Raw genomic sequence first — 23,070 nt, forward strand, 5'->3', positions numbered from 1 at the left:
AAAATTTCTATTAACCGAACCAATTTTCAGGAGAATCATGGTGCAGACTTCTTTTCGTCTCAACCGTTTTTGTCCTTATAAAACTGCTGGCATAACTGATCTTTTGTTCTTCAATAGGGGAAATTTTTGCAATAGGAATATCAGATTTTGTAATAATAATTTCATCCCCGTGAATAACCAAATCCATTATTTTAGGCAAATTTTTTTGGACAGATGAAATATTTAGTTCTTGTTGATGCATTTTTATTTTACTTAGTTTTAATTATTTATCAAAATAAATTCAAACTTTACTTTACATAATTATAGATAAAATACTATAAAATCAAGGATAAAATTTATTTTATGTTAATTTAAGTATTTTATAAACGCAATTTTACTTTAGTTAAAAATTAAATTTTAGTCGCATATAATAAAACTGACCAAAATCGCCCCATTCAGTTAAATTATCACCAAAGAAAATTTGACCCGATATCAGAAAATAAATGTCATCATTTAATGAAAATTCAATTGATGGATTAAAAAAGTAAGATCCATCAGTTGGATTTATTATCGAAGCGATAGATAAATTAATTAACGAAGTAATAGGATATTGGGTACTAATAAAAATAGAAAATTTAGATGGCGACAAATTTTTTGCTGAATAATCTATATTAAAAATATTATTTAAGGATTTTGCTTTATCGGTAATTCCATTACTGTTAAAAAGAAATTCTCCGCTTAAAAATAAACTATTGGAAAAAGTGCAATTTGCGCCGATTGACGAGACAAAAACATTCTCCAAGTTCTTTCTACTTTTAAAATATGTTGCTTCTCCGGTAAAACCGGCACCTGAAATATTTCCTGCCCATCCGCCGCCAAAAATAAAATCATCTTTAGTAAAGCTTGCTAAACTTTGAAAATCATAATCAATTATATTGAATTTATAAACTCCAGCCATAGTTAAATTTTTGTATTTATCTTCCTTGGCAATAATCTGAATTGAAGATGCAAAATCTAAATAATATTGAATTCTAATTGCATCGCTGCCTGGTTTTTCTATGTAATCAAAATTTAGAAATGAAGATGAATTAAAAATATCATTCGGAGTCCATACGTAATTTATTCCCAGATTAATTCTTTGTCTGCCAATTTGTATTTCCCAATTATTTGCAGAGTAAAAGAAATTTAATCTATCAATGTTACTGTAAAGTATTGCAGATTTGTTTGAAGCAATTTTTTTTGAAAGATTTAGATAGCCGTTATCATTAGTCGCAATTTTATCATAACCAGGAACAAGAAAAACAAATTGTCCAAAATCAAAAATATTTCTTAAACCTAAACTAAACATAAATTCAGTAGTTGGGTAGTAATGGAAATTCAGTCTGTTGCCTATTGAGTTAGAAAAAATCCACTCGCTAGTTTGTTTGGGAGCCCAAACAGTTTGGAAGTTTTCCAAATATCCGTCAAAAACAAATTTGGATTGAGGAAATAAATGGCTTGTGGTTAATAAAATTATAAAAAATATTTTTTTCATTATACTTAATCATTTTACTTAAATCAAAAGTTTATTTTGTTTGATCCGCATAATTCCACCAGAGAATTGTTGCAGATAAACCTATGAAACTTGTAATGTATAAAATTAAGTAACTATAAAAATTTAGAATGTTATTTGAGCCAATAATTTGGCTATAAATTCCCGGAACTGCCCAGGGAAAATATGATGCAAAACCCAGTGCTCCAATTATTTGCGCAATAACTATAGCTAAAATTACAAAAGTTAACGGCGCAAGATATCCTTTGCCAATGCTTGCAATAAATGTAACTGGCGTTGAAAGCGGTAAAACCAAAAATGTTACGATTGAAATTTTAACAATTGAGTTAAAAAATATTTGTCCAGAAAACCCCGGAAGCTGCAACAAAGTTCCTAAAATTAGTGCTAAAATTAGAATCGCAATTGCTAAAAAAAATCCCCAAATAAAAATAGCAGTCATCTTACTTAAAATAATTTTTATGCGTGAGATGGGAAGAACAAATAAATCCTTTAAAGTTCCGTCTGAATATTCTCTGCCGAAAATCCAAGCTGCTATAAAACCAATAATTATTATTCCGCCAACTCCCATAACCTGTGCAATAAGATTTAGGTAAGAACCCCAATCAGTTGAAAATCCTGTTAACAGAGCTTTTGATCTAATAGCTGAATTAGCATCGCTTAATTCTTGATTTCGCAAAACAACTATAAAAACTGCGCCCATAATTGGTCCTAATGAAAAAGCTAAAATTGATCCTATTAAGACTTTCGATTTTCTAATTTTCAAATATTCTGCATATAAACAATAAAGAAAACTTTTCAATTTAACCCATCCGGATTATGAATAATATTTAAAAAATATTTCTCCAAATCTTCTTCATAAAAAGTTTGAGAAAGCAGAGGAGCTCCTTTTAGTACAAGCTCTGAAGCAATTTTATCAGAATTATTTAAGGAATATGAATCTGTTAATTTTATTTCACCCAATTCCGTTTTAATCGGATAAAGATTTTTCTCTTTAAGAATGCGCATTGCTAACTCATTATTTCTTGTATTAATTAAAAGACTTTTTTTATTAATATTATCAAATTCTTGAGATGAAATTTCCTTTATTAATTTTCCATTGTGGATAATTCCAATTCGATCGGCAATTTTTGAAATTTCTGAAAGAATGTGACTTGAAATAAAAATTGTCGTACATTTATTTTTTGAAAGATCCAAAAGCAATTCTCTTATTTCCACAATTCCTTCTGGATCCAATCCATTTGAAGGTTCGTCAAGAATCAGCAATTCTGGATTGTGAATTAGTGCTTTTGCCAAACCTAAACGCTGAAGATTTCCTAAAGATAAATTTTTTTGATTTTACTTTTTCATATTTAGTCAGTTTTAATTTTTTAATAACAGTTTCTGAAGATTTATTTTTAAGATTTCTTAGTTTGCTAATAATTTCTAAATTTTCAATTACAGATAACTCAGGATATGAAAATGGGACTTCAACAATAGTTCCAACTTTTGACCAAGGACCTTTTCCTCCGGATTTTATAGTTTCATTTAAAACTTTTATAGTTCCGTTAGAAGGAGAAATTAATCCTAAAATCATTCTAATTGTAGTAGTTTTTCCTGCACCATTAAGGCCGAGGAATCCATAAATTTCACCTTTTCGTACATTTAGTGATACAGAATCAACTGCAGAAAAATCACCGAATTTTTTTGTTAGATTTTCAGTCTCAATTATATAATTCATTTTTTTAAATTTATTTAATTATTTCGTCTTTAATAACTTTTCCATCATCTAAGGTTATTAACCTTCTTGCTCTTTTTATTACTCTTGAATCATGTGTAGAAAAAATAAAAGTTGTTTCTTCTGTTTCATTTAACTTGAGCATAATATCAAGTAAATTATTTGTTGATTTTGAATCGAGATTTGCGGTTGGTTCATCTGCCAAAACAAATTTAGGTTTTGATGCCAATGCTCTAGCAACGGCAACTCTTTGCTGCTGACCGCCGGACATTTTGCTTGGACGATCATTCATTCTATCTTCAAGACCAATTTGAGCAAATAACATTTTTACTCTTTCTTCAATTTTATTTGTATCAGCACCCTGAAGCTGCAAAATAAATTCGACATTTTCTTTGGCGGTTAAAACCGGAACTAAATTATATGCTTGGAAAACGAATCCAATATTTTTCAGTCTGAAATCAATTATTTCTCTTGGTTTAAGTCCAGTTATATTTGTTCCTTCAATAATTACATTACCGCTGGTCGGTGAATCCAAACCGCCGATTAAATTCAGCAAAGTAGTTTTCCCGCAACCTGAAGTGCCAATAATTGCGGTAAATTCGCCAGGTTCAAATTCAAGTGAAACATCTTTTAATGCATGAACCGGAACAGATGTTTGGTTGTATATTTTATTAAGAAGTGATGTTTGAATAATGCTCATTTTCAATTTCCTATTTAAAACAGTAAAAAGACTTAATCAAAACAACTCGAATTCATTGAATAAAGAAAATTCAAATTCCCAGAATTGAATAATAGAAATAGTTTGTTTTTAGATGTTTTGTCATTTTTTTTGATTTTTGTTTTTATCATTTGCTATTTGTCTTGGTAATTTTCTTTTGTTATTTGCTATTTGTATTTTGTTATTTAACCTTTGCCATTTATTTAGTTTAAACATCTTGTCTAATTGCTTCAGATGGAATTAATTTTAGTGCTTTTCTTGCAGGCAAAATAGAAGCAAACATTGCCGTAATTATTACCAACAAAGTGACAATGAAATAATAAATAGTGTTAATATTTGGACGAATAAACGAACTGTAACCCCATGAATTTAATCCTTCACCAAAAACTGAAAGATCAATTCCGGTTTGAAATGTAATCTTAACCAAAACCCAACTTATTATTATTCCAAGCAATCCGCCGGTAAATGATAGAAAAACGGTTTCCATCATAATCATTATAAAAACTTTGACTTTACTCATACCGATTGCCATCAACATTCCAATTTCTCTTATTCTTTCCATAATTGCCATAAGCATTGTATTTATAATTCCAAAGCTTAATGCAATTAAAATTATAATTACAAAAATCAAAGTGAATTGAATTGTCATGTTATTCATCATTTCTAATATTGGCTGAATTTGTTTCCAAGATTGAATTACAACTTCCTTGTTTGAAATCTGCTCAGTAAAAATATTGTTGAGCTTTGCGGTAACTGAATCTGTTAATTCATTATGTTTAAGCAATATTGCAATTTCAGTTGCTTCAGTACCTTGATAGCTGATTAATCTTGCTAAATCTTTTTTAACAACAAAGGCGTTGTAAATATCAAAATTTGCATTATCTGTTTTGTAAATTCCAATAATTCTTAATGCGCCGTAAGTTATTTCATCATTCATATTTTGCAGTGTTACTACAATTTTTGATCCAACTTTAACTTTTAATTTATCCGCAAGTTTTTTGCTGATAACAATTGGATTTCTGATTTCTTTTTTGAAATAATTTCCATCTATAATTTTTTCAAAAACATCGGTAGTTTTAATTTCATTATTTATATCTATCCCATTTAGAATTATACCGGCTCCGGTCGTTGCCGAACTAATCATTCCCATAGATTTTAAACGCGTTGAAACACTTGCAATTCCCTTAACATTTTTTAATTGAATAACAATCTGCTCAGTATTTTTAATGCTGTATTTTGTCTCATCATTTACTAAATATTTCCGATTATGTATTTCAATATTAGAGATTTCAGTTTTAATTGATGAAGCAACTTGCGACTGAACCATTCCATTTGAAAAAGCTAAATAAAAAATTCCACCAATTAATCCGACTGTAATTGAATTGATAACAATAATGCTGCGAATTTTATTTCGCCAAACATTTTTCCATGCAATTTCTATAATTGTTTTCATTAACTAATAACCCATTAAAATTGTGAACCGGGTATTTATATAAATCTCAAAATTCAATAAACAATTACCAAATAAATTCACCAAAAGAAATTTTAATTTTCAAAAATGAACTCATTTTGATTTTTCATTATTGAAGAAAAAATTTTCTTTAATTCAATTGGCTCCTTTATTAAATTTTCTGAAATCTCGTCTTTAAAATCATTTGTTTCATTAATAAGACCAAACCAGTATTCACTTTCTTTAAATTTTTTTCTTGATATTTTTATTTTCATTAAGAGAACATATTTACTTAAAGCTTTATTTGCTACACGGTAATTTGCTCCAACCAAACAAGACGATCTAAACGATTGTTTAGTATCTTCAATATTTGCATTTGATTTTTGTAATGTTTTTACAAAGAGTCTGCAGTCTTTGGCAAACTTATAAGTTCTATCTTCAAGATCATAAAATGGTTTATATGGTTGTGTTTTTGTCATTTAGTTTAATTTATAATTTATTATTAAATCACTTAGCTCCTCAATACTTTCATAATATTAAATTTTAGAATCATTGAAAGCGGATAAACTACAGCTATGGCAGTAATTCCAATAACTGATAAAACTTGATTTATAAAAATGCCAGGTTTAGTTGAGAAGGGAATAATGGGTTCAATTCCAAACATTTCATATGCCGAAGCCATATCGCCGGAAAGTGGAATTGGGTGATTATGTAGATAAGCTATTAAAGGATAACTTGCGATTATTCCAATCACAATTGCAACAATTCCTATAAATAAAGTTTCTAATACCACAACTAAAAGAATATTTGTTTTCTGCATTCCAATTGAAACCATCACCGCAAATTCTTTTTTACGTTCCATTGTCATCATCATTATTGTACCGAAAACTCCAAATCCAATAACAATATAGAGAATTGCCAACATAATAATTCCTCCGATACTGTCGCTTTGAATTGCCTGCACTAGTTCAGTATTCATTTCCTGCCAAGGCATAATTTCATACTGATCAGATAAACTCTTTTTTAATTCAGTTACAGTTTCACTAATATTATCGGCATCATCTAACATTAACGAAAGAGAAGTAATTCTATTTTCTGTTGCGTAATAAAACTTTGCTTCTGCAAGCGGCATTACAACAAGCTGATTATTCAATTGAGGAATGGGATAATTAATAATTCCTTTAATTGGAAATTGACCAGCTGCAGTTATTCCATGGTAACCTTGTCCAAGTAAAATAATTGTATCGTTTATTCCAACGTTTAGATATTCAGCAAGTTTAGACGCAACTAGAACAGCTTTATCATTTTCTTCCAGATATTTTCCCTTAATAATTTTTTGAGAATATTTATTTAATTCATTTTCTTTTTTGGGATCGGTACCGATAATTATTGATCCTTTTGTATGCTTGCCGGATGACGCTAATGAATAAGATTCAATTCGTGGAATTGAAAAAATAATATTTTTATTTTGTGAAATTACACTATCTATTTTTTGTGATTCTACAAATGTTGTACTTATTGACTTATCATTCCAATACCCTTTTTCATGAATTTGAATATGACCGGACGAAAACTTTACAGCATTTGTAATCATATTTGTATAAACACCAATCTGCATTGAGCGTGTAAAAAGAGAAAGAAAAACAGCCATAAAAATTGAAAAAATTGTAAGGAGAGTTCTCTTTTTATTTCTCCAAATATTTCTCCAAGCCATTTTAAAATAAGTTTTCATTTTTATCTAACCTTTTTCATATTTTGCTGGGAGAAAAAACTTTCAGGAATATCTATATTAAAATTCATTTTGTCTGTTTGCAATATTGTTTGATTTCCTTCATTGTCGGTTGGGATCATAACAAATTTTGAAGGAAGTTTCCTATCGCCGAAATCTTTTATCTCAGAACCGAATTGTTTGTTAACCAGTTCGCCGAACTCATCATAGTATTCTGCTTTTAATTCATAATAATCTTTCTTTGATATCCACATTATTATTTTTCCCCAAACCACCGCGGCTTCCGGTTTGGGTTGTAGTTTAATTTTGTAACAATCAAATCCTTCAACGGAGTCAGATCCAATTATTGAATGATTGTAATCATCAACGATAGAAAATTGTTTCAATAAATCATCATTTGTAAAATCAGATCCCATCCAAGATTGCGACATCATTGAAGGCGGAATTTTGATCATTTTATTTATGGTTGGAACCCAATTCCACATCTCGTTATTTCTTTTCATAAAAACTTGACCTTTTTCTCTTGCCGGTGCAGTAATTAAAATCATATAAAAATCAACTCCTCTTGACCAAATTTTCATTGAAACTTCACGTTTCCAATCAGGGCGCACTAAAATCATTGTGTTTTCACCTTCTGAAGTTTTTCCCATGGTCAAATCATTTGCCTTTTGAATAATCTCTTTTGCATTTTGCGAATATTGTAGAGAAGTGAATAGTAGTAAAAGTGAGATAATTTTTATAGTTTTCAATTTATAAACCTTTAATTGACTAAACGTTCAGTCAAAACATAATAAAAAATTATTTTCATGTCAATAAATTTAATTTTCTCCTTACTTGACAAATAATAAGCATTAAATTACATTTATGATTAAACATTTGTTCAATTAAAAATGCCAAGAACTGAAGAACAATTTCACGAAATTAGAGAAAAAACAAAGACTCAGATTTTAAATTCCTCTCTTAAACTTTTTGCGGAAAAAGGTTTTAATGGAACTTCTATTAGCGATATTGCAGAAGATGCGAATATTTCAAAAGGATTGATTTATAATTATTTTGAAAGCAAAGCAGCAATTGCCGAATCAATTTATAAAAAATTGTTAAGTGAATTTATGCAATTTTTTGAACCGATAAAAACAATTTCAGACCCATCAGAAAAACTTCAATCAATTTTAACCGAGACAATTAATTATACCAAAAAAAATAAAGATATTTGGAAATTATATTTAGGATTTATGCTGCAACCTGTGCCAGTAGCTTTTGAACAAGTGTTTTCACCTAAATTATTTCAGAATTTTTTTATGGAATTTGCAGAAATATTCAAAGCTGCCGGAGTTAAAGATCCAATAAGTGAGGCTTATCAATTTGGAGCAATAATGGATGGGATGCAAATGCACTATATTTTCATGGATGATATATATCCAATTGATAAAATGGAAAAATTTATTTTAAGAAAATATAGTAAAGAAGAACTTGAAAAAAGAAAATAAATTAAAGTTGGAATAATTATACTTAACAAAAAGGGAGAACATTAATCTCCCTTTTTAATAACTTTTAACTTATTAAAGTTAAATCAAATTTAATTTTGATTTTATTTGCTTGCACTTTTTTTATTTGTATCAATTTTTAATGGTATATAAAACGGACAAAAATTCATTAAAGCTGTGCCGACTAAAATTACACCTATTAAATCTAACCACCACAAGGATGTAAATAATCCAACAACAAGCAAAATTATTCCTGCAACTAAGCGAATGTTTTTATCCATACCGCCGACATTTTTATTCATACTTTACCTCTTTTTAATTAATATTTTTATAGAAAACAATTGTTAACTAATACTTATATTAATTCTAACATTTTTTATTCGATTATACAAATACAATTAGTGTATAAAATTCGATTTGAGGAGTAAATGAATCACAGTGAAATAAAGAAAAATTTTAATATTCTGTTTGAAAATGTTGATAATTTTATAACCGATTTAAAATTAAAAAGTTCAGAAGAAATTTTAAATGGAAGTATAACAGAAGCTCAAAAGCTTCTTTCAAAAATAATTCCTTATCAAAATTTTTATGAAAAATTGAAAATTGCCCGTCAGTCATTTTACGATATTGAAATACAACCTGAAGTAAAAAATGAAAATAAAAAACATGTTCAAGAAGAAACCGAAGAAATTTATAATGACGGTTCTGAAGAAGATTTTGAAGAAGTTATTGATAACGAAGAAAATTCCAAGCAGAATAATGATGTTACATCACAAAATAACTTTAGAATTCCAATACTTAAGTCGCTTATCTTTTTAGGCGGAAGTTCTGAAGAAAACGACGTAATCGAATTTGTGAAAAAAGATTTGAAAACAAAATTGACAAAAGCTGATTTTGAAATACCGGAAGGTTATGATAAAGAAAGATGGCTAACAAATATGTATTTTGAAACCGCAACTATGGTTGATGAAGGTTTATTGGTGCATGAATCATCACACAAAAAATGGGAAATAGCACAAAAAGGAATAGATTATTTGAGTAAATACGCCAAATAATTTTATTTAAAATCAGATAGAAGTATTTTTCCCGATACGTTTAAAAATGTGAACGCAATATTTAATTTTTGGTCGCCGCTTTTAAAAACAACATCCAAAACAGTTCCATTCAATCCTTGCATGTTAACTGATTTACTTCCGCTTACTTCATAAGAATCACTCAAGTCAATATATGCTTTAATTTTTTTACAAATTCTTTTTACGGATTTTTGTTCTGCCGCGTCCGAATTGTTATAAGCTCGCTTATCCAGAACTTTTTCAAACATAAGTAAACTAGAGGCTTTGTTGTAATCTTCTTTTGAACTTGCGTCAAAAATAGAATTAAGTACTGTCTTTGCATCAGCTTCTGAAACTTGTGCGTAAACTGAATTCCCTAAATTTATTAAAAATATAACAGCAATTAATATTATTGTAAAATAACTTTTCACGGCATCTCCTAATTTTATTCTAATTTTACAATTAAAATATTTCAAAAGTTTCTAATATGTAAAGTGCTTTATTGTTTCACCTTTTGCTTCAAGATCGGTCATTGCCTCAATCCCGATCTGAAGATGAAGATCCACAAAATTCTTTGTAACCAATAAATCAGATTCCTCGGTTTTTACTCCTTCAGGAATCATTGGCAAATCAGAGACTAAAAGAAGCGCGCCTCTTGCAATTTGGTTTGTATAACCTGCCACAAAAATTGTAGCGGTTTCCATGTCAATTCCAATTGTTCCAATTTTTCTTAAATATTCTTTGAAATCGTTATCCCATTCCCAAACTCTTCTGTTGGATGTATAGACAACGCCGGTTCTATATTCCAAATTTCTTTCAACAATTTTATCAGAAACAAATTTGTGAAGTTTAAAAGATGGTAAAGCCGGAACTTCCGGAGGCATATACTCGTTACTTGTTCCGTCTCCTCTAATTGCCGCTGTCGGCAAAATAAAATGTCCAAGCTCTGTAGATTTTTTTAATCCGCCGCATTTTCCCAAAAATAAAATTCCTTTTGGAGCTTTTGCAATTAAAAGATCCATTATTGTAGCCGCATTAGCCGAACCCATGCCAAAATTTATTATGGATAATCCGGCAGAATTTATTGCGCACGGCATTGCTCTGCCTTCTCCGTTTATGTCGCAATTAAATTGCTCGGCAAATTTTAAAACATAATTATTAAAATTTGTCAGTAGAAAATAATCGCCAAAATCTTCTAATTTTGTTCCAGTGTAACGAGGCAGCCAATTTTTTGCAATTTCTAATTTTGTTTTCATGATTTAATTTTTAATAATTTTTTTTCGATAAATTTCACTAATAATGAAAATAACCATCCAATTATGATGCCGATAATTGCGCCCGCAAAAATATCTGATGGATAATGAACCCCGACATAAGGTCTTGAAATTGCCATTAAAGACGCAATTGTAAATAATATCCATTTATATCTTGGGTATAATTTATAGAAAAATGTTGCTACCGCAAAATTATTTACAGCATGAGAAGATGGAAATGAAAAAGATTTCAATTTCCCAACAAGCAGATTTACATTATCTAAAGTATTACAAGGTCTTACTCTTTCAAAAAAATTTTTTAATAAATTGCTGGATATTTGATCAGAAACTATAATCAAAAATATTACAGTAAATGCGGCTATTTTACCTTTTTTCCCGCCTTTTAAAAAAAGTACAAACCACAAAATAACATAAGTTATTATCCAATTTTTAACTTGGGTAATAAATGGAAAAAATTTATCGAAAATAGGATTAGAAATTGTATGATTTATAAAATTAAAAATCGCAACATCTATTGAGTAAAGAAAATCTATCATGTTCTTTATAAAACTATATTTGTGATTTAAATCAAAGTTAAATTTTATATCTCTTAATATAGTAAAATGTTTAGCGATAGTATTTGTAAATATTTCCATTAATTATTTTTTATTAAGATGAGCCAAGCCCTAAAAATTATTCAATTTGATGCTGATGAAAATAAAGAGTTGAATAAATCAAATCTCAGCTCTTCCAAAATAAATTCTGTAGTTTATAAACCTATTCAATATTCCGCGACAATTACGGCACTCCTTGGTGTGGTTTCATTAATTTTAGAGATCAAATTATATTTCCAATTTTCATATGAATTATACTTAGCAAGATTATTTCCGACTGTTTTTTCTTTTATAACCTTAATTGCTATAAACTCAAAGTTAGGTAAAAAACATCAAGTAGGATTATTGCATTTTTATCTTGTTTCAATGATAATTTCAATAAGTTTTTTTGCATATAAAGTTCCGCAAAACTTCTCATACAATTTAATGGGCGCTTTACTTTTAATTTTGGTTATGTCCCATTTTACAATTTGGAAAATTCGAAATCAGATCTTAGTTGCTTTTTATTTTATCGCTTCATTTTTAACCGCGGCAATATTATCTAACATTTTTTTATTAAATGATATTAATTCGTGGGTTTTTGGAAGTGGTGTAGCAGCATTACTTGGAGTTTCTATTTTATCAAATTCACTCAAAAATACATCAAATAACAAAGTTAAATTACCTCAAATCATTTCAACTGCGGAGAATAATAATACTAATGAATCTGAAAATGAATATAGCAGTTATTTTCAAAGATCGTTAGTTCCTCTATTTCAATTGAATTTGGACGGAACAATTAAATATGCAAATCAAGCATTTAATGAAATAATTGGAAATCTGCAGGAGCCGGATTTTAAGTCCTACAATTTTTTTGAAAATTTTATTAATAATGAAAAGATTAAATCTCATATCCTTAAAAAGCTTGAAGGTAAAGGCAGAATAGAAAATTACAGATTGACGAATACCGGCAAAGACGGAAATGAAGAAATTTATTTGATGGACTGCAAACTTGATTCAAGCTCAAAAGACAATCAATTTTTTGAAGGCACAATTAAGAATGTAACAGTACAAATTACTAAGGAAAGAGAAATACTTAAAGAATCAATAAAAGATTTAAAAAATGCTAATTCAAAAGTAATTCCAAATTTATCATCGGAAAAAAACAAGAAGTCAAATCTTGTTGCAAAATTGGGACATGAACTAAGAACTCCGATGAACTCCGTTTTGGGATTTTTAACTTTAATTGAAAACGGACTTTTTGAATCGGAAAACGAATTGAAAGAATTTTCAAGAAGTGCAAAATTATCAGCACAATCATTGATGAATATGTTAAATAATGTTGTAGAACTTTCTAAAATTGAAAATGATGAAATTGATATCATTGAATCCGAATTCGACATTAAAAAAGAAATTGAAAAAGTAATAACAAACTTTGGCCCCTATTTAAAAGAAAAGAATTTATCTTTAACATATAACATAAGTGAGAACATTTCTGAAAGAATTACTTTAGATCCAATAAAGTATAATCAGGTTCTGATGAACCTTGTAACAAATGCCATTAGTTCATCCGAAGGTGGAAATATTAAAATTTTGGTAAGTTCACGTATAAGTACAGATAAAAAATTTGAATTAATTACAACTGTTGAAGATACAAGCAATGGAATGGAAAAAAACAAATTAGACGAATTGATGAATGTCGATTTAACCAACGGAATATTTAAATCAAAAATCACTACCAATGTACTTAATATTATTATTTGTAAAGAATTACTAAAATTGATGGAAGGCAAACTATACGCAAAATCCGAAATTGGAAAAGGAAGCAAATTCGGATTCGGCCTGTATTTGAAAGATTTGAATATAAATAAAAATGCGAATGATGTTAGCAGAAATGAAAATAATTTTAATAAGTTTATAGGCAATAAACCAATACTTTTGCTTGTTGAGGATAATCCAATTAGCAGAAAAGTAGAGAAAAAGTTATTAGAAGATGCAGGTTATTATGTTGATTGTGTTGATAATGGTTTAGAAGCAATTGAAAAAGTTAAATCGGCAAACTATAATTTAGTTTTAATGGATATTGAACTGAAAGATTTGAATGGTTTGGAAACGACTAAAAAAATCAGGTCACTTTCTGAACCGGTAAGTAAGATTCCAATCGTTGCCGTAACCGCGCATTCAAGTATGAAGGATAGAGAAAAATGCCTGTTAGCCGGTATGAATGATTACATTTCAAAACCAATTAATATTACATTTCTTAAAATGACAATTGACCAATGGCTTAATAAATCTGCTGTAAAATAAAAATAAAGTTTAGACTTTTCTAAATAATTCGATTTGTATTATCTTATAATAAAATTTTTAATAAAAATACATGCTGAAATAAACTCAGCATGTTAAATTATATTCAAATAAAATTAAATTTCTTCTAAAGACTTTTTAATAATTTCAACTGATTCTAAAATTTGTTCTTCTGTTATTACCAAAGGAGGAGCAAATCTAATTATATGCTGATGTGTCGGTTTGGCAAGAAGACCGTTTTCTTTCATTTTAACACATACATCCCAAGCTTCTTTGCCATTTTTAGGTTTAATAATTATCGCATTTAACAAACCTTTTCCGCGTACCAATTCAATCATATCCGATTTTACTTTCAATATTTCTTCACGGAAAATTTTGCCCAGCTTTTCAGCTCTTTCCGCCAATTTTTCATCTTTTACAACTTCCAAAGCAGTAACGGCAACTTTACAAGCTAGCGGATTTCCGCCAAATGTTGACCCGTGTTCTCCCGGTTTTATAACCAGCATAATTTCATCATTTGCCAAAACCGCGGAAACCGGCATTACTCCGCCTGATAGAGCTTTTCCTAAAATTAAAATATCCGGTTTAACGTTTTCATGATCACAAGCTAAAAGTTTTCCGGTTCTTGCAATTCCTGTCTGTACTTCATCGGCAATAAAAAGTACATTTTTTGATTTACACATTTCGTAAGCTTTCGTCAAATAACCTTCGTCGGGAACAAAAACTCCGGCTTCGCCTTGAATTGGTTCAACTAAAAATCCGGCGACATTTTTATCATCTAATGCTTTTTCCAATGCGGATAAATCATTATATGGTATTTTAATAAATCCGGGTGTATAAGGTCCAAATCCTTTGTATGAATCAGGATCGGTTGACATTGAAATTACAGTAATCGTTCTTCCATGAAAATTTCCTTCGCATACAATAATTTTAGCTTCATTTTCAGGTATTCCTTTTTTATCATACGCCCATCTTCGGCAAATTTTTAGCGCCGTTTCATCAGCTTCCGCGCCGGAATTCATGGGAAGAACTTTATCAAATCCAAAATATTCGGTTATATATTTTTCGTATGGTCCAAGCGCATTGTTGTAAAATGCCCTTGAAGTTAAAGTCAGCGTTTTTGCCTGTTCAATTAGAGTATTAATAATTTTGGGGTGACAGTGACCTTGATTAACGGCAGAATATGCAGATAAAAAGTCGAAATATTTTTTTCCTTCTACATCCCATAAAAATACGCCTTCTCCTTTAGCCAAAACTACAGGAAGCGGATGATAATTATGTGCGCCAAATTTATCTTCAAGCTCCATAAAATCATTAGAAAACATAAAAAGATCTCCAAAGTTTAAAATGAGTTTTTAAAAATATTAAATTTATGCGAGAATTTATTGAAAATATTCATTTTCATATTCATTTATTATTTTTACACTATTATATTTAGTGTAACAAATCAATTTATTTATGGAAATATTAACAAAGTCCTTTTTGATTTCAACCAAGGGTTTTAATCAAATTTTAGATATAACCGCCAATGTTCAAGAAATTTTGACCGAAAGCAAGCTTTCGGAAGGCAATGTTTTAGTATTTGTTGCCGGAGCTACAGCCGGAATTACAACTATGGAATTTGAACCAGGATTGCTTAAAGATTATCCCGAATTTATGGAAAGAATAATTCCTTCGGTTAAAAATTATTATCATGATGAAGCTTGGCATGATGGAAACGGTCATTCACACGTTAGAGCTTCTTTGCAGGGAGCTTCATTTTTAATTCCTTTTATTGACGGAAAATTATTGTTAGGTGTTTGGCAGCAAATAGTTTTAATAGATTTTGATAATAGAAGCAGATCAAGAAAGGTGATTACTCAAATTATGGGGAAATAATTTCTTTTTATGGAAAAAACTATTACAGTCTTCGGCAGCGCAATTCCTCTCCCCGGAAGTAATGAATATGAAATCGCTTATAACATCGGAAAACTTTTAGCTAAAAATGGTTTGAATGTTTGTACTGGCGGCTCGCAGGGTATAATGGACGCGGTATCTAAAGGCGCAAAGGAAGAAGGTAAATACGCAATTGGAGTTACAGTAGATTTATTTAATTCTGTTACGTCTGAACATTTAACGACAGAAATAAAGTGCGATACGCTGTTTGAAAGAATTGATAATCTTATTAATTACGGAGACGGATTTATAATTCTTCCTGGAGGAACCGGAACATTGCTGGAGCTTTCAGTCGTTTGGGAATTAGTAAATAAAAAAATAATTGAGCAAAGACCAGTCGTGTGTTTGGGAGAAATGTGGAAAAAAATAATTGACGTAATTGACGAAAGATTGGTTTACGAAAATAAATTACCGGGAATAGTTAAACATTACAATTCGGTTGAAGAGGCAGTTGAATTTATTATTTTTCATTTGAATAAAAATTAGAGTTTATTATGAATAAAATTGTGTTTGAGCAGGAAATATATACTTATCAAATAGATTACGTAGGGCATTTAAGCAATATTGTTTATATCGAATGGATGGAAATCGGCAGAACCAAATTACTTGAATATATTGGTTTGACATTTGAAAAAATGGAAACTGAAAATATTGCGCCGGTTTTATCTGAAACAGAAATTAAATACAAAAAATCGCTTTACTTAGCTGATAAAATTAAAATTGAAGTTTGGGTATCTGAATTAAAAAACGCTTCGGCTGTTATTAGTTTTAATTTTTTTAATGGTAAGAATGAATTAGCAGCAATTGGAAATCAATTGGGACTTTTTATAAATCTTACTACAAAAAAACCTCACCGATTAACAGAAGATCAGAGAAGATCATTTCAAAAAGTTTTAATTCCAAATAATTAAAATATCCAAGATTCTTATTTAATAAGAATCTTGGATTGGCATTAAAAATTAATCAAATTATTTATTCTGCGGCGGAATCGCCAAACTAGATTCGTTTTGATTTGCCAACTTCTTGTATTGATCAATTAATCTATCGATAGACGGATCATTTGGAATGGCGTTTTTAAGTTTATATAATAAATCTAAAAATTTATTATACTCGCCTAAATTATCATAAATTGATTTTAAAATAACGTAAGGATTATATTCTCCTGTTGGGATATATCCGTTTTGCTCAAGATCTGCTAAGGCTTTTGCTTCAATTTCCTTTGCTTGTTTTGCAAATTCATCTTTTCTTCCCGCCAATAAATAGAAGTTAGCGAAATTGTATTGAAATCTGTAATCAAACGGAATTAATTTTCTTGGAATTTTTTCTTCAAGTTTATCTAATACTTGTATGACTTTATCATTTTCTTTTTTCTCAAGATAATAATTTGCTAATTGTAAATATGCGTGGCGGTAATTTAGAGTTAACCTTTGGTGATTATCATCCATAAAAATTGTACTGTCGTTCAATCCTCTAAACTTAAATCCCGGTTTATAATTTTTATCAAATCCAACAGGTTCAACCATTAGTTGCTGCCATAAAATTTTAGAATTTATTGCTGAAAAGAAATCTTTGTGATTATAAGGCATAACTCTATATGCTAAACCTTCCATTTCAAGATAGTTGTTCAATCCTATTTTACTGTTATCCGGAGTAGTGACCGCAAAATATATCGGTCTATCATTAATATTTGCTCTAACAATATCCATAGCAACAATATCTTGTGCTCTAACAGCTTGAACGCTGCCGAAATTTACAGAAGGTTCCATGTTCCATGATATCACGCCTTTATTTGTTATTGCTGTATCCGTAATTCCAAGATCTTTGTATACCTTTGGTGAAATTGGAACCGTAATTGTTCTTGTTTTCCATTGCGCAGGCGCAATAGAATTAATTTGCGCATCAGTTAAATTCATTTTGATTTTGGGCGTACCGTGAGGCTCTGTATCACGGAGTTGGAAAATATACCAAGGTGTATTAAGTAAACTTAGATTTGCGATTCTTACATCGCGTCTAACGCCTTCAACATCTTGCAAATACCAAAGTGGGAAAGTATCATTATCGCCGTTAGTAAAAATAATTGCATTTGGCGCAGCACTTTGTAAAATATTATAAGAATAATCCCACGGCACAAAATTTCTTGATCTATCATTATGAAAATAATTTGTAGCAAGCATATTTGCGGGTACTAAAATCATCATAAGAAGTGCAATTGCAGTGAACAAAGGTTTTTTAATTGTTGAATTTGCTAATGATTCCTGCAGCAGATCAAAAATTCCTCTAATGCCGATGGCTATCCACAGTGAAAAAACTAAAAATGCACCAACATAAAAATAATCTCTTTCCCTTGGCTGAGGCTGCTGCTGATTTTGGTAAAACGCGGTCAAATAACCCAAGAAAATAAACATGATGAGAAAAACAGACGCCATTTTCCAATCACGTTTATAATGATAAAAAACTCCGAAAAGTCCTAAAATAAAAGGAATTGCCCAAAGCTGAGATAAATTCACTCCGGCATCTTCTTCGGTTGAAACGCGTCCGACATAATTCCACAATAAATATCTGTTGAACATGTGATTCATTTGATAATTCCAGAAAAAGTCTAAATCACTTGAGTAATTTGTATAAACTTCCTGCTGATGAGGTTCTCTTGTAAATCTTCTTTTGAAAATCGGCTGATCGCCGTATTGCTCTCTATTTAAATAACTAACCAATTCAGGAAATGTTTTTGGACTGTTTAAGTTTATAGGAGTATCTTGGTTAGAGCGAATGATTATCATTGCATATGATGAAAATCCTATTAATGCGAACATCAAACTTTTTGAAACTAAATGTAGTGTCTGCTTGTTTTCTTTTCCCGACCAATAAACTAAAAATCCAATTGCGGCTGCGAGTAATAAAATAATTATTATGTCGAGTGTTAAATCATTTCCGCCTAATTTTGAAATCAAATTTGGAACATGTTTTACGATTCCGGGATATGTTGCGAATAAAGCAATTCCACCGATTACAATAGGCAGATAAAAAGAATCTCTATGGAATATTTTCTTATAAAATATACCCATGACAATTATACTTGTGATAACTGAAAACATTAAAAATTTTGAATCAAATGCGGCATTCTCTTCTAATGAAGGCGGATTTTTTGGAGCAGAAGCCCATAAAGCCGCTGCTACAATCAATATTACAACTGAATGACCAAGAAAAATATATGCGGTTTGCTTAAAATGATTTTCGTCCTTTAAATATTTTCTTGTATAAATAACGAGAACAATTGGAACTAAAGCCAAAACCGCCATAAGATGAACGCCTGTAGATAAACCAACTAAATACGCGATCATTAACAAATACTTTTCATTATCTTCTTCATCGGCTTTTTCATTCCATACTACCATTAACCAAGTAACAAATGCTATAAAAAAAGTAGCCAAAGCGTAAACTTCTGCTTCCATTGAATTAAACCAGAAAGTATCGCTGAATGCTAAAGATAAAGCGCCGATAGCAGCTGCGACATATGTTATAAGAGAATCGAATAAATTTTCGCTTTCATTCTTTTTATAATACTCAATTACTTTTACGGCGGTTAAATAAAGAAAAAGAATTGTAAATGCGCTTGATAAAACCGAAATTGTATTTACGCGAAAAGCTAAATTTTCCGCAAAAGGGATCATTGAAAAAAATCTTCCAAGAATTAAGAAAAATGGCGTTCCCGGAGGATGTGGTACTTGCAGTAAATTTGATGATGCGACAAATTCTCCGCAATCCCAAAATGAAACCGATGGCTGTACTGTTAAAAAATAAACCAAGGCGGTAATAAAAAACACAAATCCGCCAATAATTTTGTGAAGCATTTTTTTAGTCATTCAATCCTCAGTAAATTTTAATTCTTTTTAAAAAAATCGTTTATATCTATTTTTTCTCTATTTACATAATATTTTGTATAAAGGTTTTTCAACTTTTGGAAAGAAATATTATCCAAATCTTCATCATCTTTATTTCTTTTTACAAACATTTTAAAATCTTTCAATTCGTCTTGGTTAAATTTCTTTTCATACCGTAAAAGAGTTTCAATATATTTTTTTTGGTCTGAATTACGCATTTTAAAATTCTAAATTTTGCAATTCCAAAAGATATAAATAAAATGTCTCTTATCTGATTAAATTTTTGACTTTAGCTCAGGATACCATGAAATTGATTTTTCCAGAAAATGGTCTACCGAATTATCCCAATTGAATTTTTGAGACCATTTATAAGCGTTTTCCGAAATTCTGTTAAGTTCATTTTTATTCTTTAATAATTCGGATATTTTCTCAGCCAAATTTTTAATGTCACCGAGTTTTACCAAAATTCCCGTTTCGTTGTTTTTGATTGAATCGCGCAAACCTTCAACATTAGATCCAATTGCGGGTGTTTTCATGGCGTTTGCTTCAATTACCGTAATTCCCCAGCCTTCTTTTTCTGCCATTGTTATAAAAAGCCATGATTTGCCCAATAACTGAGCTTTTTCTTCTTCTGTCAAAAATCCCAAAAACTCAATATTATTTTGCAATTTTTTCTGCGAAGTTAAATGTTTTAAATTTTCCTCGGCATCGCCTTTGCCGCCAATAAATAATTTTAAATTTGGAAAATCCTTTATTAACATCGGCATAGCTTCAATAATATATTGGATATTTTTATATTTTTTAATTCTTCCAACGTAGGTTATAACCGGCGTTTCACTTTTTTTAATTTCAATTTTTTCAAACAATTTATGATTTATAGAATTGTGTAAAATTGAAGTTAAATCTTTATTAAATCCTAATTCTATAAGCTCGTTTTTTGTACTTTCAGAAACGGTGAAAATCGGCGTGTTTTTATAATTTTGAGGAATTTGCCGCTCTTTGTTAATTATATAATATGCAAGCGGAAAAGGAATTTCTTTGTAAAGTGAATTTCCGTGAATGTGATGTAAAATTCCGACAATTGGTTTTCTAATATAATTTGGGGTATTTAACGGAATTTTTGAAATATCATCAACTATTAAATCATAATTTTTTTGTTCTAATTTTTTTTTATAGAATTGCTTAAACTGCCTATTGAATAAAAACTTATTTCCAAATCGTAAAACTTCAATTCCGTCTATAATTTCTCTGCGCGGCGCATTATCAAAATGATGGGCAACTAAAGTTACTTTATGACCTTTTGCGGCAATTCTTTTAAAAATTTCATGAAAATGAATTTCCGCACCGCCCATTTCCGGATTTTTAATACAGCGCCAATTAATTGCTAAAATATTCAAGATAAATTATTGAATTAGGAGATTTTATTATTTAGATTATTTAGAAATAATTAAAAAACTAAAATGAATATGCAATTATACAAAAACTTTATACCGGATGTTTCTATAATTCTTCCAACATTTAACAGAGCAAATTACCTTGAAAAAAGCATAAATTCCGTAATTACGCAAACCTTTAAGAATTGGGAATTGCTAATAATCGACGACGGCAGCATCGATGAGACATTTGAAATTGTTGAAATGTATTTGCAAAATGATGACAGAATAAAATATCTTAAGCATAAAAATAAAAAATTGCCGATTTCATTAAATACGGGCATTCAGATATCGTCAGGAAAATATGTAACTTTTTTGGGCAGCGACGATGAATATAAATCTGATCATATTGAACTAAGATATACGGAAATGGAAAAAAATGCAGATATTGATTGTCTGCACGGAGGATTGGAAATTATAGGCGATGAATTTGTGAAAGATAAAAATGATTTAACGAAATTAATTCACTTGGATGACTGCAAAGTAGGAGGGACATTTTTTGGAAAGAGGGAAATGTTTATCAAGTTAAACGGTTTTAGAAATTTAAATTATGCCGAGGATTCGGATTTTTACGAAAGGGCAAAATCAAATTACACTTTTAAGAAAGTAGATTTCCGAACATATATTTATTATAGAAACACACCTGATAGTATTTGCAATAACGTTTAAAAGTATTTTCTAAATGGCTGAAGTTTTTCAAAAATTTGAATTATTATATTTGAAAATGGAAAATAGTCGTTCTGAGTATATAACTTTATTAAATATGTTTACTAATTTTTTTCAATAAATTTTTTCTTCAAAGTTCCTTGGTAAAGTTTATAATTATAAAATCTGCTTTCCAGAGCACCGTTAAATAAATGTAATCTTTTTGAAGTCCGTAATCCAATGCTTTTCAGAGCTTCTGTATTAGCGCTTAATATCCAAACGTCAAATCCGGTAAATTTTTGTTTCAGCGTATCGCCAAATTCTTTGTAGAAATTTTTAATGTCTTCAATTTTCATTCTTTCGTCGTAAGGCGGATTTGTAATTATTATTCCTGGCTCAATTTGCGGATCTAAATTTCTAAAATCACCGATTTCAAATTCTATTTCGTTTTCCAAATTTGCCAATTTTACATTTTCTTTTGCATTATCAATTGCTTTATTGCTTATATCACTGCCGATTATTTTATGTGAAAACTTTTTTTCATTTTTTTTCAAATCAACCTTAACTTTTTCAAACAGATTTTTATCAAAATCTTTCCATTTCATAAATCCAAAATTGTTTCTATTAAAATTCGGCGCAATATTTTTAGCTAGCATTGCGGCTTCAATTGTTAAAGTTCCGCTTCCGCACATTGGATCTACAAAGTTAGAATCTAAATCCCATTCAGAAAGCTGAATCATTCCGGCTGCCAGCACTTCATTAAGCGGAGCTTCGCCAATATTTTTTCTATAGCCTCTTTTATGCAAAGATTCTCCCGAACTATCCAGTAAAATTGAACAGTTATTATTTTCAATATGCACATTAATTCTAAATGTAGGCGAGTTAAGTTCAACGTTAGGTCGTTTACCTTTTTCTTCTCGAATTTGATCAACTATGGCGTCTTTTACTTTTAATGCCGCATATTTGGAATGCTTGAAAAATTCGGAACTGACAACACCATCGACCGCAATCGTATCGTTTGGCGAAATTAAATTATTCCAGTCAAATTCTTTTGTTCTTTTGTAAAGATGTTCGGCTGTTTGCGCTCTAAATTCAAACAGCGGTTTTAAAATTCTAAAGGATGTTCTTAAAGCCAAATTAGCTTTATATAGAAGTGATAGATCGCCTTTAAATTTTACCGCTCTAATTAATTTTACAACATCAACGGCTCCAATTTTCAATAATTCTTTTTCAAGAATTTCTTCTAAGCCGAATGGCGTTTTGGCAATAAATACTTGCAGATTTTTATCGTTTTTCATGAAAGTAAATATATGGTAATTTTGCGAACAATAAAAAAGCCCTCATAAAATCA

At 29.8% G+C, this 23,070-nt stretch carries 24 protein-coding genes and 1 pseudogene; 7 read left to right on the plus strand and 18 right to left on the minus strand.

The features are described 5' to 3' along the window. Positions 1 to 10: 10 nt before the first annotated feature. The 9 genes and pseudogenes from IPK06_15290 to IPK06_15330 all read right to left on the minus strand — a co-directional run bounded on the left by IPK06_15290 (position 11) and on the right by IPK06_15330 (position 7,792). Positions 11 to 241 (minus strand): hypothetical protein, encoded by a 231-nt coding sequence (locus IPK06_15290; GenBank protein ID MBK7981339.1) that lies wholly within the window; start codon positions 239 to 241, stop codon positions 11 to 13. Between the two features lie 141 nt (positions 242 to 382). After that, positions 383 to 1,513 (minus strand): hypothetical protein, encoded by a 1,131-nt coding sequence (locus IPK06_15295; protein ID MBK7981340.1) that lies wholly within the window; start codon positions 1,511 to 1,513, stop codon positions 383 to 385. A 31-nt stretch (positions 1,514 to 1,544) separates the two neighbouring features. Further along, on the minus strand, positions 1,545 to 2,330 hold the full coding sequence (locus IPK06_15300; GenBank protein MBK7981341.1) for an ABC transporter permease: 786 nt from the start codon (positions 2,328 to 2,330) through the stop codon (positions 1,545 to 1,547). Continuing rightward, a pseudogene (locus IPK06_15305) lies at positions 2,327 to 3,248 on the minus strand (ATP-binding cassette domain-containing protein). The gene IPK06_15300 and the pseudogene IPK06_15305 overlap by 4 nt, the downstream one beginning before the upstream one ends. Positions 3,249 to 3,258: 10 nt before the next feature. After that, on the minus strand, positions 3,259 to 3,945 hold the full coding sequence (locus tag IPK06_15310; protein ID MBK7981342.1) for an ABC transporter ATP-binding protein: 687 nt from the start codon (positions 3,943 to 3,945) through the stop codon (positions 3,259 to 3,261). A 226-nt stretch (positions 3,946 to 4,171) separates the two neighbouring features. Continuing rightward, entirely contained in the window at positions 4,172 to 5,416 is a 1,245-nt protein-coding gene (locus IPK06_15315) for an ABC transporter permease (GenBank protein MBK7981343.1), read from the minus strand. 92 nt (positions 5,417 to 5,508) lie between these two features. Next, positions 5,509 to 5,892, minus strand: a complete 384-nt coding sequence (locus IPK06_15320; GenBank protein ID MBK7981344.1) for a four helix bundle protein — start codon at positions 5,890 to 5,892, stop codon at positions 5,509 to 5,511. Between the two features lie 32 nt (positions 5,893 to 5,924). Beyond that, complete coding sequence (locus tag IPK06_15325; protein ID MBK7981345.1) at positions 5,925 to 7,145, minus strand: ABC transporter permease; 1,221 nt, start codon at positions 7,143 to 7,145, stop codon at positions 5,925 to 5,927. Positions 7,146 to 7,147: 2 nt separating this feature from the next. Beyond that, positions 7,148 to 7,792 carry an outer membrane lipoprotein-sorting protein gene (locus tag IPK06_15330; protein ID MBK7981346.1) on the minus strand — a complete coding sequence of 215 codons (645 nt, stop codon included), beginning with the start codon at positions 7,790 to 7,792 and terminating at the stop codon, positions 7,148 to 7,150. A gap of 240 nt (positions 7,793 to 8,032) precedes the next feature. On the opposite strand from IPK06_15330, the gene IPK06_15335 reads away from it, so the two are divergent. After that, positions 8,033 to 8,629, plus strand: a complete 597-nt coding sequence (locus IPK06_15335; GenBank protein MBK7981347.1) for a TetR/AcrR family transcriptional regulator — start codon at positions 8,033 to 8,035, stop codon at positions 8,627 to 8,629. A 101-nt stretch (positions 8,630 to 8,730) separates the two neighbouring features. Here the strand turns inward: IPK06_15335 and IPK06_15340 are convergent, their stop codons facing one another. Continuing rightward, positions 8,731 to 8,928 (minus strand): DUF2892 domain-containing protein, encoded by a 198-nt coding sequence (locus tag IPK06_15340; GenBank protein MBK7981348.1) that lies wholly within the window; start codon positions 8,926 to 8,928, stop codon positions 8,731 to 8,733. A gap of 126 nt (positions 8,929 to 9,054) precedes the next feature. Between IPK06_15340 and IPK06_15345 the strand changes: the two genes are divergently transcribed. Continuing rightward, entirely contained in the window at positions 9,055 to 9,681 is a 627-nt protein-coding gene (locus IPK06_15345) for a hypothetical protein (protein MBK7981349.1), read from the plus strand. A 2-nt stretch (positions 9,682 to 9,683) separates the two neighbouring features. Here IPK06_15345 and IPK06_15350 read toward each other — a convergent pair whose 3' ends face one another. From IPK06_15350 to IPK06_15360, 3 genes are read right to left on the minus strand one after another with little or no spacing between them, the layout of a single operon-like run. After that, complete coding sequence (locus IPK06_15350) at positions 9,684 to 10,109, minus strand: hypothetical protein (GenBank protein ID MBK7981350.1); 426 nt, start codon at positions 10,107 to 10,109, stop codon at positions 9,684 to 9,686. 51 nt (positions 10,110 to 10,160) lie between these two features. Beyond that, positions 10,161 to 10,934, minus strand: coding sequence for an AMP nucleosidase (locus IPK06_15355; GenBank protein MBK7981351.1), 774 nt, complete (start codon positions 10,932 to 10,934; stop codon positions 10,161 to 10,163). Next, positions 10,931 to 11,488, minus strand: a complete 558-nt coding sequence (locus IPK06_15360) for a phosphatase PAP2 family protein (GenBank protein ID MBK7981352.1) — start codon at positions 11,486 to 11,488, stop codon at positions 10,931 to 10,933. Before IPK06_15360 ends, IPK06_15355 begins: the two co-directional genes overlap by 4 nt. A 117-nt stretch (positions 11,489 to 11,605) precedes the next feature. Here IPK06_15360 and IPK06_15365 point away from each other — a divergent pair, with 117 nt between their 5' ends. Beyond that, complete coding sequence (locus IPK06_15365) at positions 11,606 to 13,831, plus strand: response regulator (GenBank protein MBK7981353.1); 2,226 nt, start codon at positions 11,606 to 11,608, stop codon at positions 13,829 to 13,831. Positions 13,832 to 13,944: 113 nt separating this feature from the next. Here the strand turns inward: IPK06_15365 and rocD are convergent, their stop codons facing one another. Further along, a complete protein-coding gene (gene rocD / locus IPK06_15370) occupies positions 13,945 to 15,153 on the minus strand; it encodes an ornithine--oxo-acid transaminase (protein ID MBK7981354.1) in 1,209 nt (402 codons plus the stop codon). Between the two features lie 133 nt (positions 15,154 to 15,286). Here rocD and IPK06_15375 point away from each other — a divergent pair, with 133 nt between their 5' ends. From IPK06_15375 to IPK06_15385, 3 genes are read left to right on the plus strand one after another with little or no spacing between them, the layout of a single operon-like run. Continuing rightward, the gene (locus IPK06_15375) at positions 15,287 to 15,706 is read left to right on the plus strand and encodes a YjbQ family protein (protein MBK7981355.1); all 420 of its coding nucleotides are present in this window, start codon (positions 15,287 to 15,289) and stop codon (positions 15,704 to 15,706) included. Positions 15,707 to 15,715: 9 nt separating this feature from the next. Further along, entirely contained in the window at positions 15,716 to 16,249 is a 534-nt protein-coding gene (locus IPK06_15380; GenBank protein ID MBK7981356.1) for an LOG family protein, read from the plus strand. Between the two features lie 8 nt (positions 16,250 to 16,257). Then, positions 16,258 to 16,674, plus strand: a complete 417-nt coding sequence (locus tag IPK06_15385; GenBank protein ID MBK7981357.1) for an acyl-CoA thioesterase — start codon at positions 16,258 to 16,260, stop codon at positions 16,672 to 16,674. A 57-nt stretch (positions 16,675 to 16,731) separates the two neighbouring features. Here IPK06_15385 and IPK06_15390 read toward each other — a convergent pair whose 3' ends face one another. Genes IPK06_15390 through IPK06_15400 form a run of 3 tightly spaced genes read right to left on the minus strand, consistent with a single transcriptional unit; the run spans position 16,732 to position 21,038 of the window. Further along, on the minus strand, positions 16,732 to 19,623 hold the full coding sequence (locus IPK06_15390; protein MBK7981358.1) for a DUF2723 domain-containing protein: 2,892 nt from the start codon (positions 19,621 to 19,623) through the stop codon (positions 16,732 to 16,734). Between the two features lie 17 nt (positions 19,624 to 19,640). Continuing rightward, on the minus strand, positions 19,641 to 19,859 hold the full coding sequence (locus tag IPK06_15395; GenBank protein ID MBK7981359.1) for a hypothetical protein: 219 nt from the start codon (positions 19,857 to 19,859) through the stop codon (positions 19,641 to 19,643). A 57-nt stretch (positions 19,860 to 19,916) separates the two neighbouring features. After that, positions 19,917 to 21,038 carry a glycosyltransferase family 4 protein gene (locus IPK06_15400; protein ID MBK7981360.1) on the minus strand — a complete coding sequence of 374 codons (1,122 nt, stop codon included), beginning with the start codon at positions 21,036 to 21,038 and terminating at the stop codon, positions 19,917 to 19,919. A 69-nt stretch (positions 21,039 to 21,107) separates the two neighbouring features. Between IPK06_15400 and IPK06_15405 the strand changes: the two genes are divergently transcribed. Then, positions 21,108 to 21,743 (plus strand): glycosyltransferase family 2 protein, encoded by a 636-nt coding sequence (locus tag IPK06_15405; GenBank protein MBK7981361.1) that lies wholly within the window; start codon positions 21,108 to 21,110, stop codon positions 21,741 to 21,743. Between the two features lie 101 nt (positions 21,744 to 21,844). Here the strand turns inward: IPK06_15405 and IPK06_15410 are convergent, their stop codons facing one another. Further along, positions 21,845 to 23,017, minus strand: a complete 1,173-nt coding sequence (locus tag IPK06_15410) for a class I SAM-dependent RNA methyltransferase (protein ID MBK7981362.1) — start codon at positions 23,015 to 23,017, stop codon at positions 21,845 to 21,847. Positions 23,018 to 23,070: the final 53 nt, after the last annotated feature.

The sequence above is a fragment of the Ignavibacteriota bacterium genome, from assembly GCA_016713565.1.
GTDB lineage: Bacteria > Bacteroidota > Ignavibacteria > Ignavibacteriales > Melioribacteraceae.

Excerpts from the sequence above, each read along its gene's own strand:
- IPK06_15290 (MBK7981339.1), bottom strand. The coding sequence starts at position 241 with ATGCATCAACAAGAACTAAATATTTCATCTGTCCAAAAAAATTTGCCT.
- IPK06_15390 (MBK7981358.1), bottom strand. The coding sequence starts at position 19,623 with ATGACTAAAAAAATGCTTCACAAAATTATTGGCGGATTTGTGTTTTTT.
- IPK06_15340 (MBK7981348.1), bottom strand. The coding sequence starts at position 8,928 with ATGAATAAAAATGTCGGCGGTATGGATAAAAACATTCGCTTAGTTGCA.
- IPK06_15320 (MBK7981344.1), bottom strand. The coding sequence starts at position 5,892 with ATGACAAAAACACAACCATATAAACCATTTTATGATCTTGAAGATAGA.
- IPK06_15385 (MBK7981357.1), top strand. The coding sequence starts at position 16,258 with ATGAATAAAATTGTGTTTGAGCAGGAAATATATACTTATCAAATAGAT.
- IPK06_15380 (MBK7981356.1), top strand. The coding sequence starts at position 15,716 with ATGGAAAAAACTATTACAGTCTTCGGCAGCGCAATTCCTCTCCCCGGA.
- IPK06_15360 (MBK7981352.1), bottom strand. The coding sequence starts at position 11,488 with ATGATAGATTTTCTTTACTCAATAGATGTTGCGATTTTTAATTTTATA.
- IPK06_15395 (MBK7981359.1), bottom strand. The coding sequence starts at position 19,859 with ATGCGTAATTCAGACCAAAAAAAATATATTGAAACTCTTTTACGGTAT.
- IPK06_15325 (MBK7981345.1), bottom strand. The coding sequence starts at position 7,145 with ATGAAAACTTATTTTAAAATGGCTTGGAGAAATATTTGGAGAAATAAA.
- IPK06_15405 (MBK7981361.1), top strand. The coding sequence starts at position 21,108 with ATGCAATTATACAAAAACTTTATACCGGATGTTTCTATAATTCTTCCA.
- IPK06_15375 (MBK7981355.1), top strand. The coding sequence starts at position 15,287 with ATGGAAATATTAACAAAGTCCTTTTTGATTTCAACCAAGGGTTTTAAT.
- IPK06_15310 (MBK7981342.1), bottom strand. The coding sequence starts at position 3,945 with ATGAGCATTATTCAAACATCACTTCTTAATAAAATATACAACCAAACA.
- IPK06_15345 (MBK7981349.1), top strand. The coding sequence starts at position 9,055 with ATGAATCACAGTGAAATAAAGAAAAATTTTAATATTCTGTTTGAAAAT.
- IPK06_15410 (MBK7981362.1), bottom strand. The coding sequence starts at position 23,017 with ATGAAAAACGATAAAAATCTGCAAGTATTTATTGCCAAAACGCCATTC.
- IPK06_15335 (MBK7981347.1), top strand. The coding sequence starts at position 8,033 with ATGCCAAGAACTGAAGAACAATTTCACGAAATTAGAGAAAAAACAAAG.
- IPK06_15355 (MBK7981351.1), bottom strand. The coding sequence starts at position 10,934 with ATGAAAACAAAATTAGAAATTGCAAAAAATTGGCTGCCTCGTTACACT.
- IPK06_15315 (MBK7981343.1), bottom strand. The coding sequence starts at position 5,416 with ATGAAAACAATTATAGAAATTGCATGGAAAAATGTTTGGCGAAATAAA.
- IPK06_15365 (MBK7981353.1), top strand. The coding sequence starts at position 11,606 with ATGAGCCAAGCCCTAAAAATTATTCAATTTGATGCTGATGAAAATAAA.
- IPK06_15295 (MBK7981340.1), bottom strand. The coding sequence starts at position 1,513 with ATGAAAAAAATATTTTTTATAATTTTATTAACCACAAGCCATTTATTT.
- rocD (MBK7981354.1), bottom strand. The coding sequence starts at position 15,153 with ATGTTTTCTAATGATTTTATGGAGCTTGAAGATAAATTTGGCGCACAT.
- IPK06_15330 (MBK7981346.1), bottom strand. The coding sequence starts at position 7,792 with ATGGGAAAAACTTCAGAAGGTGAAAACACAATGATTTTAGTGCGCCCT.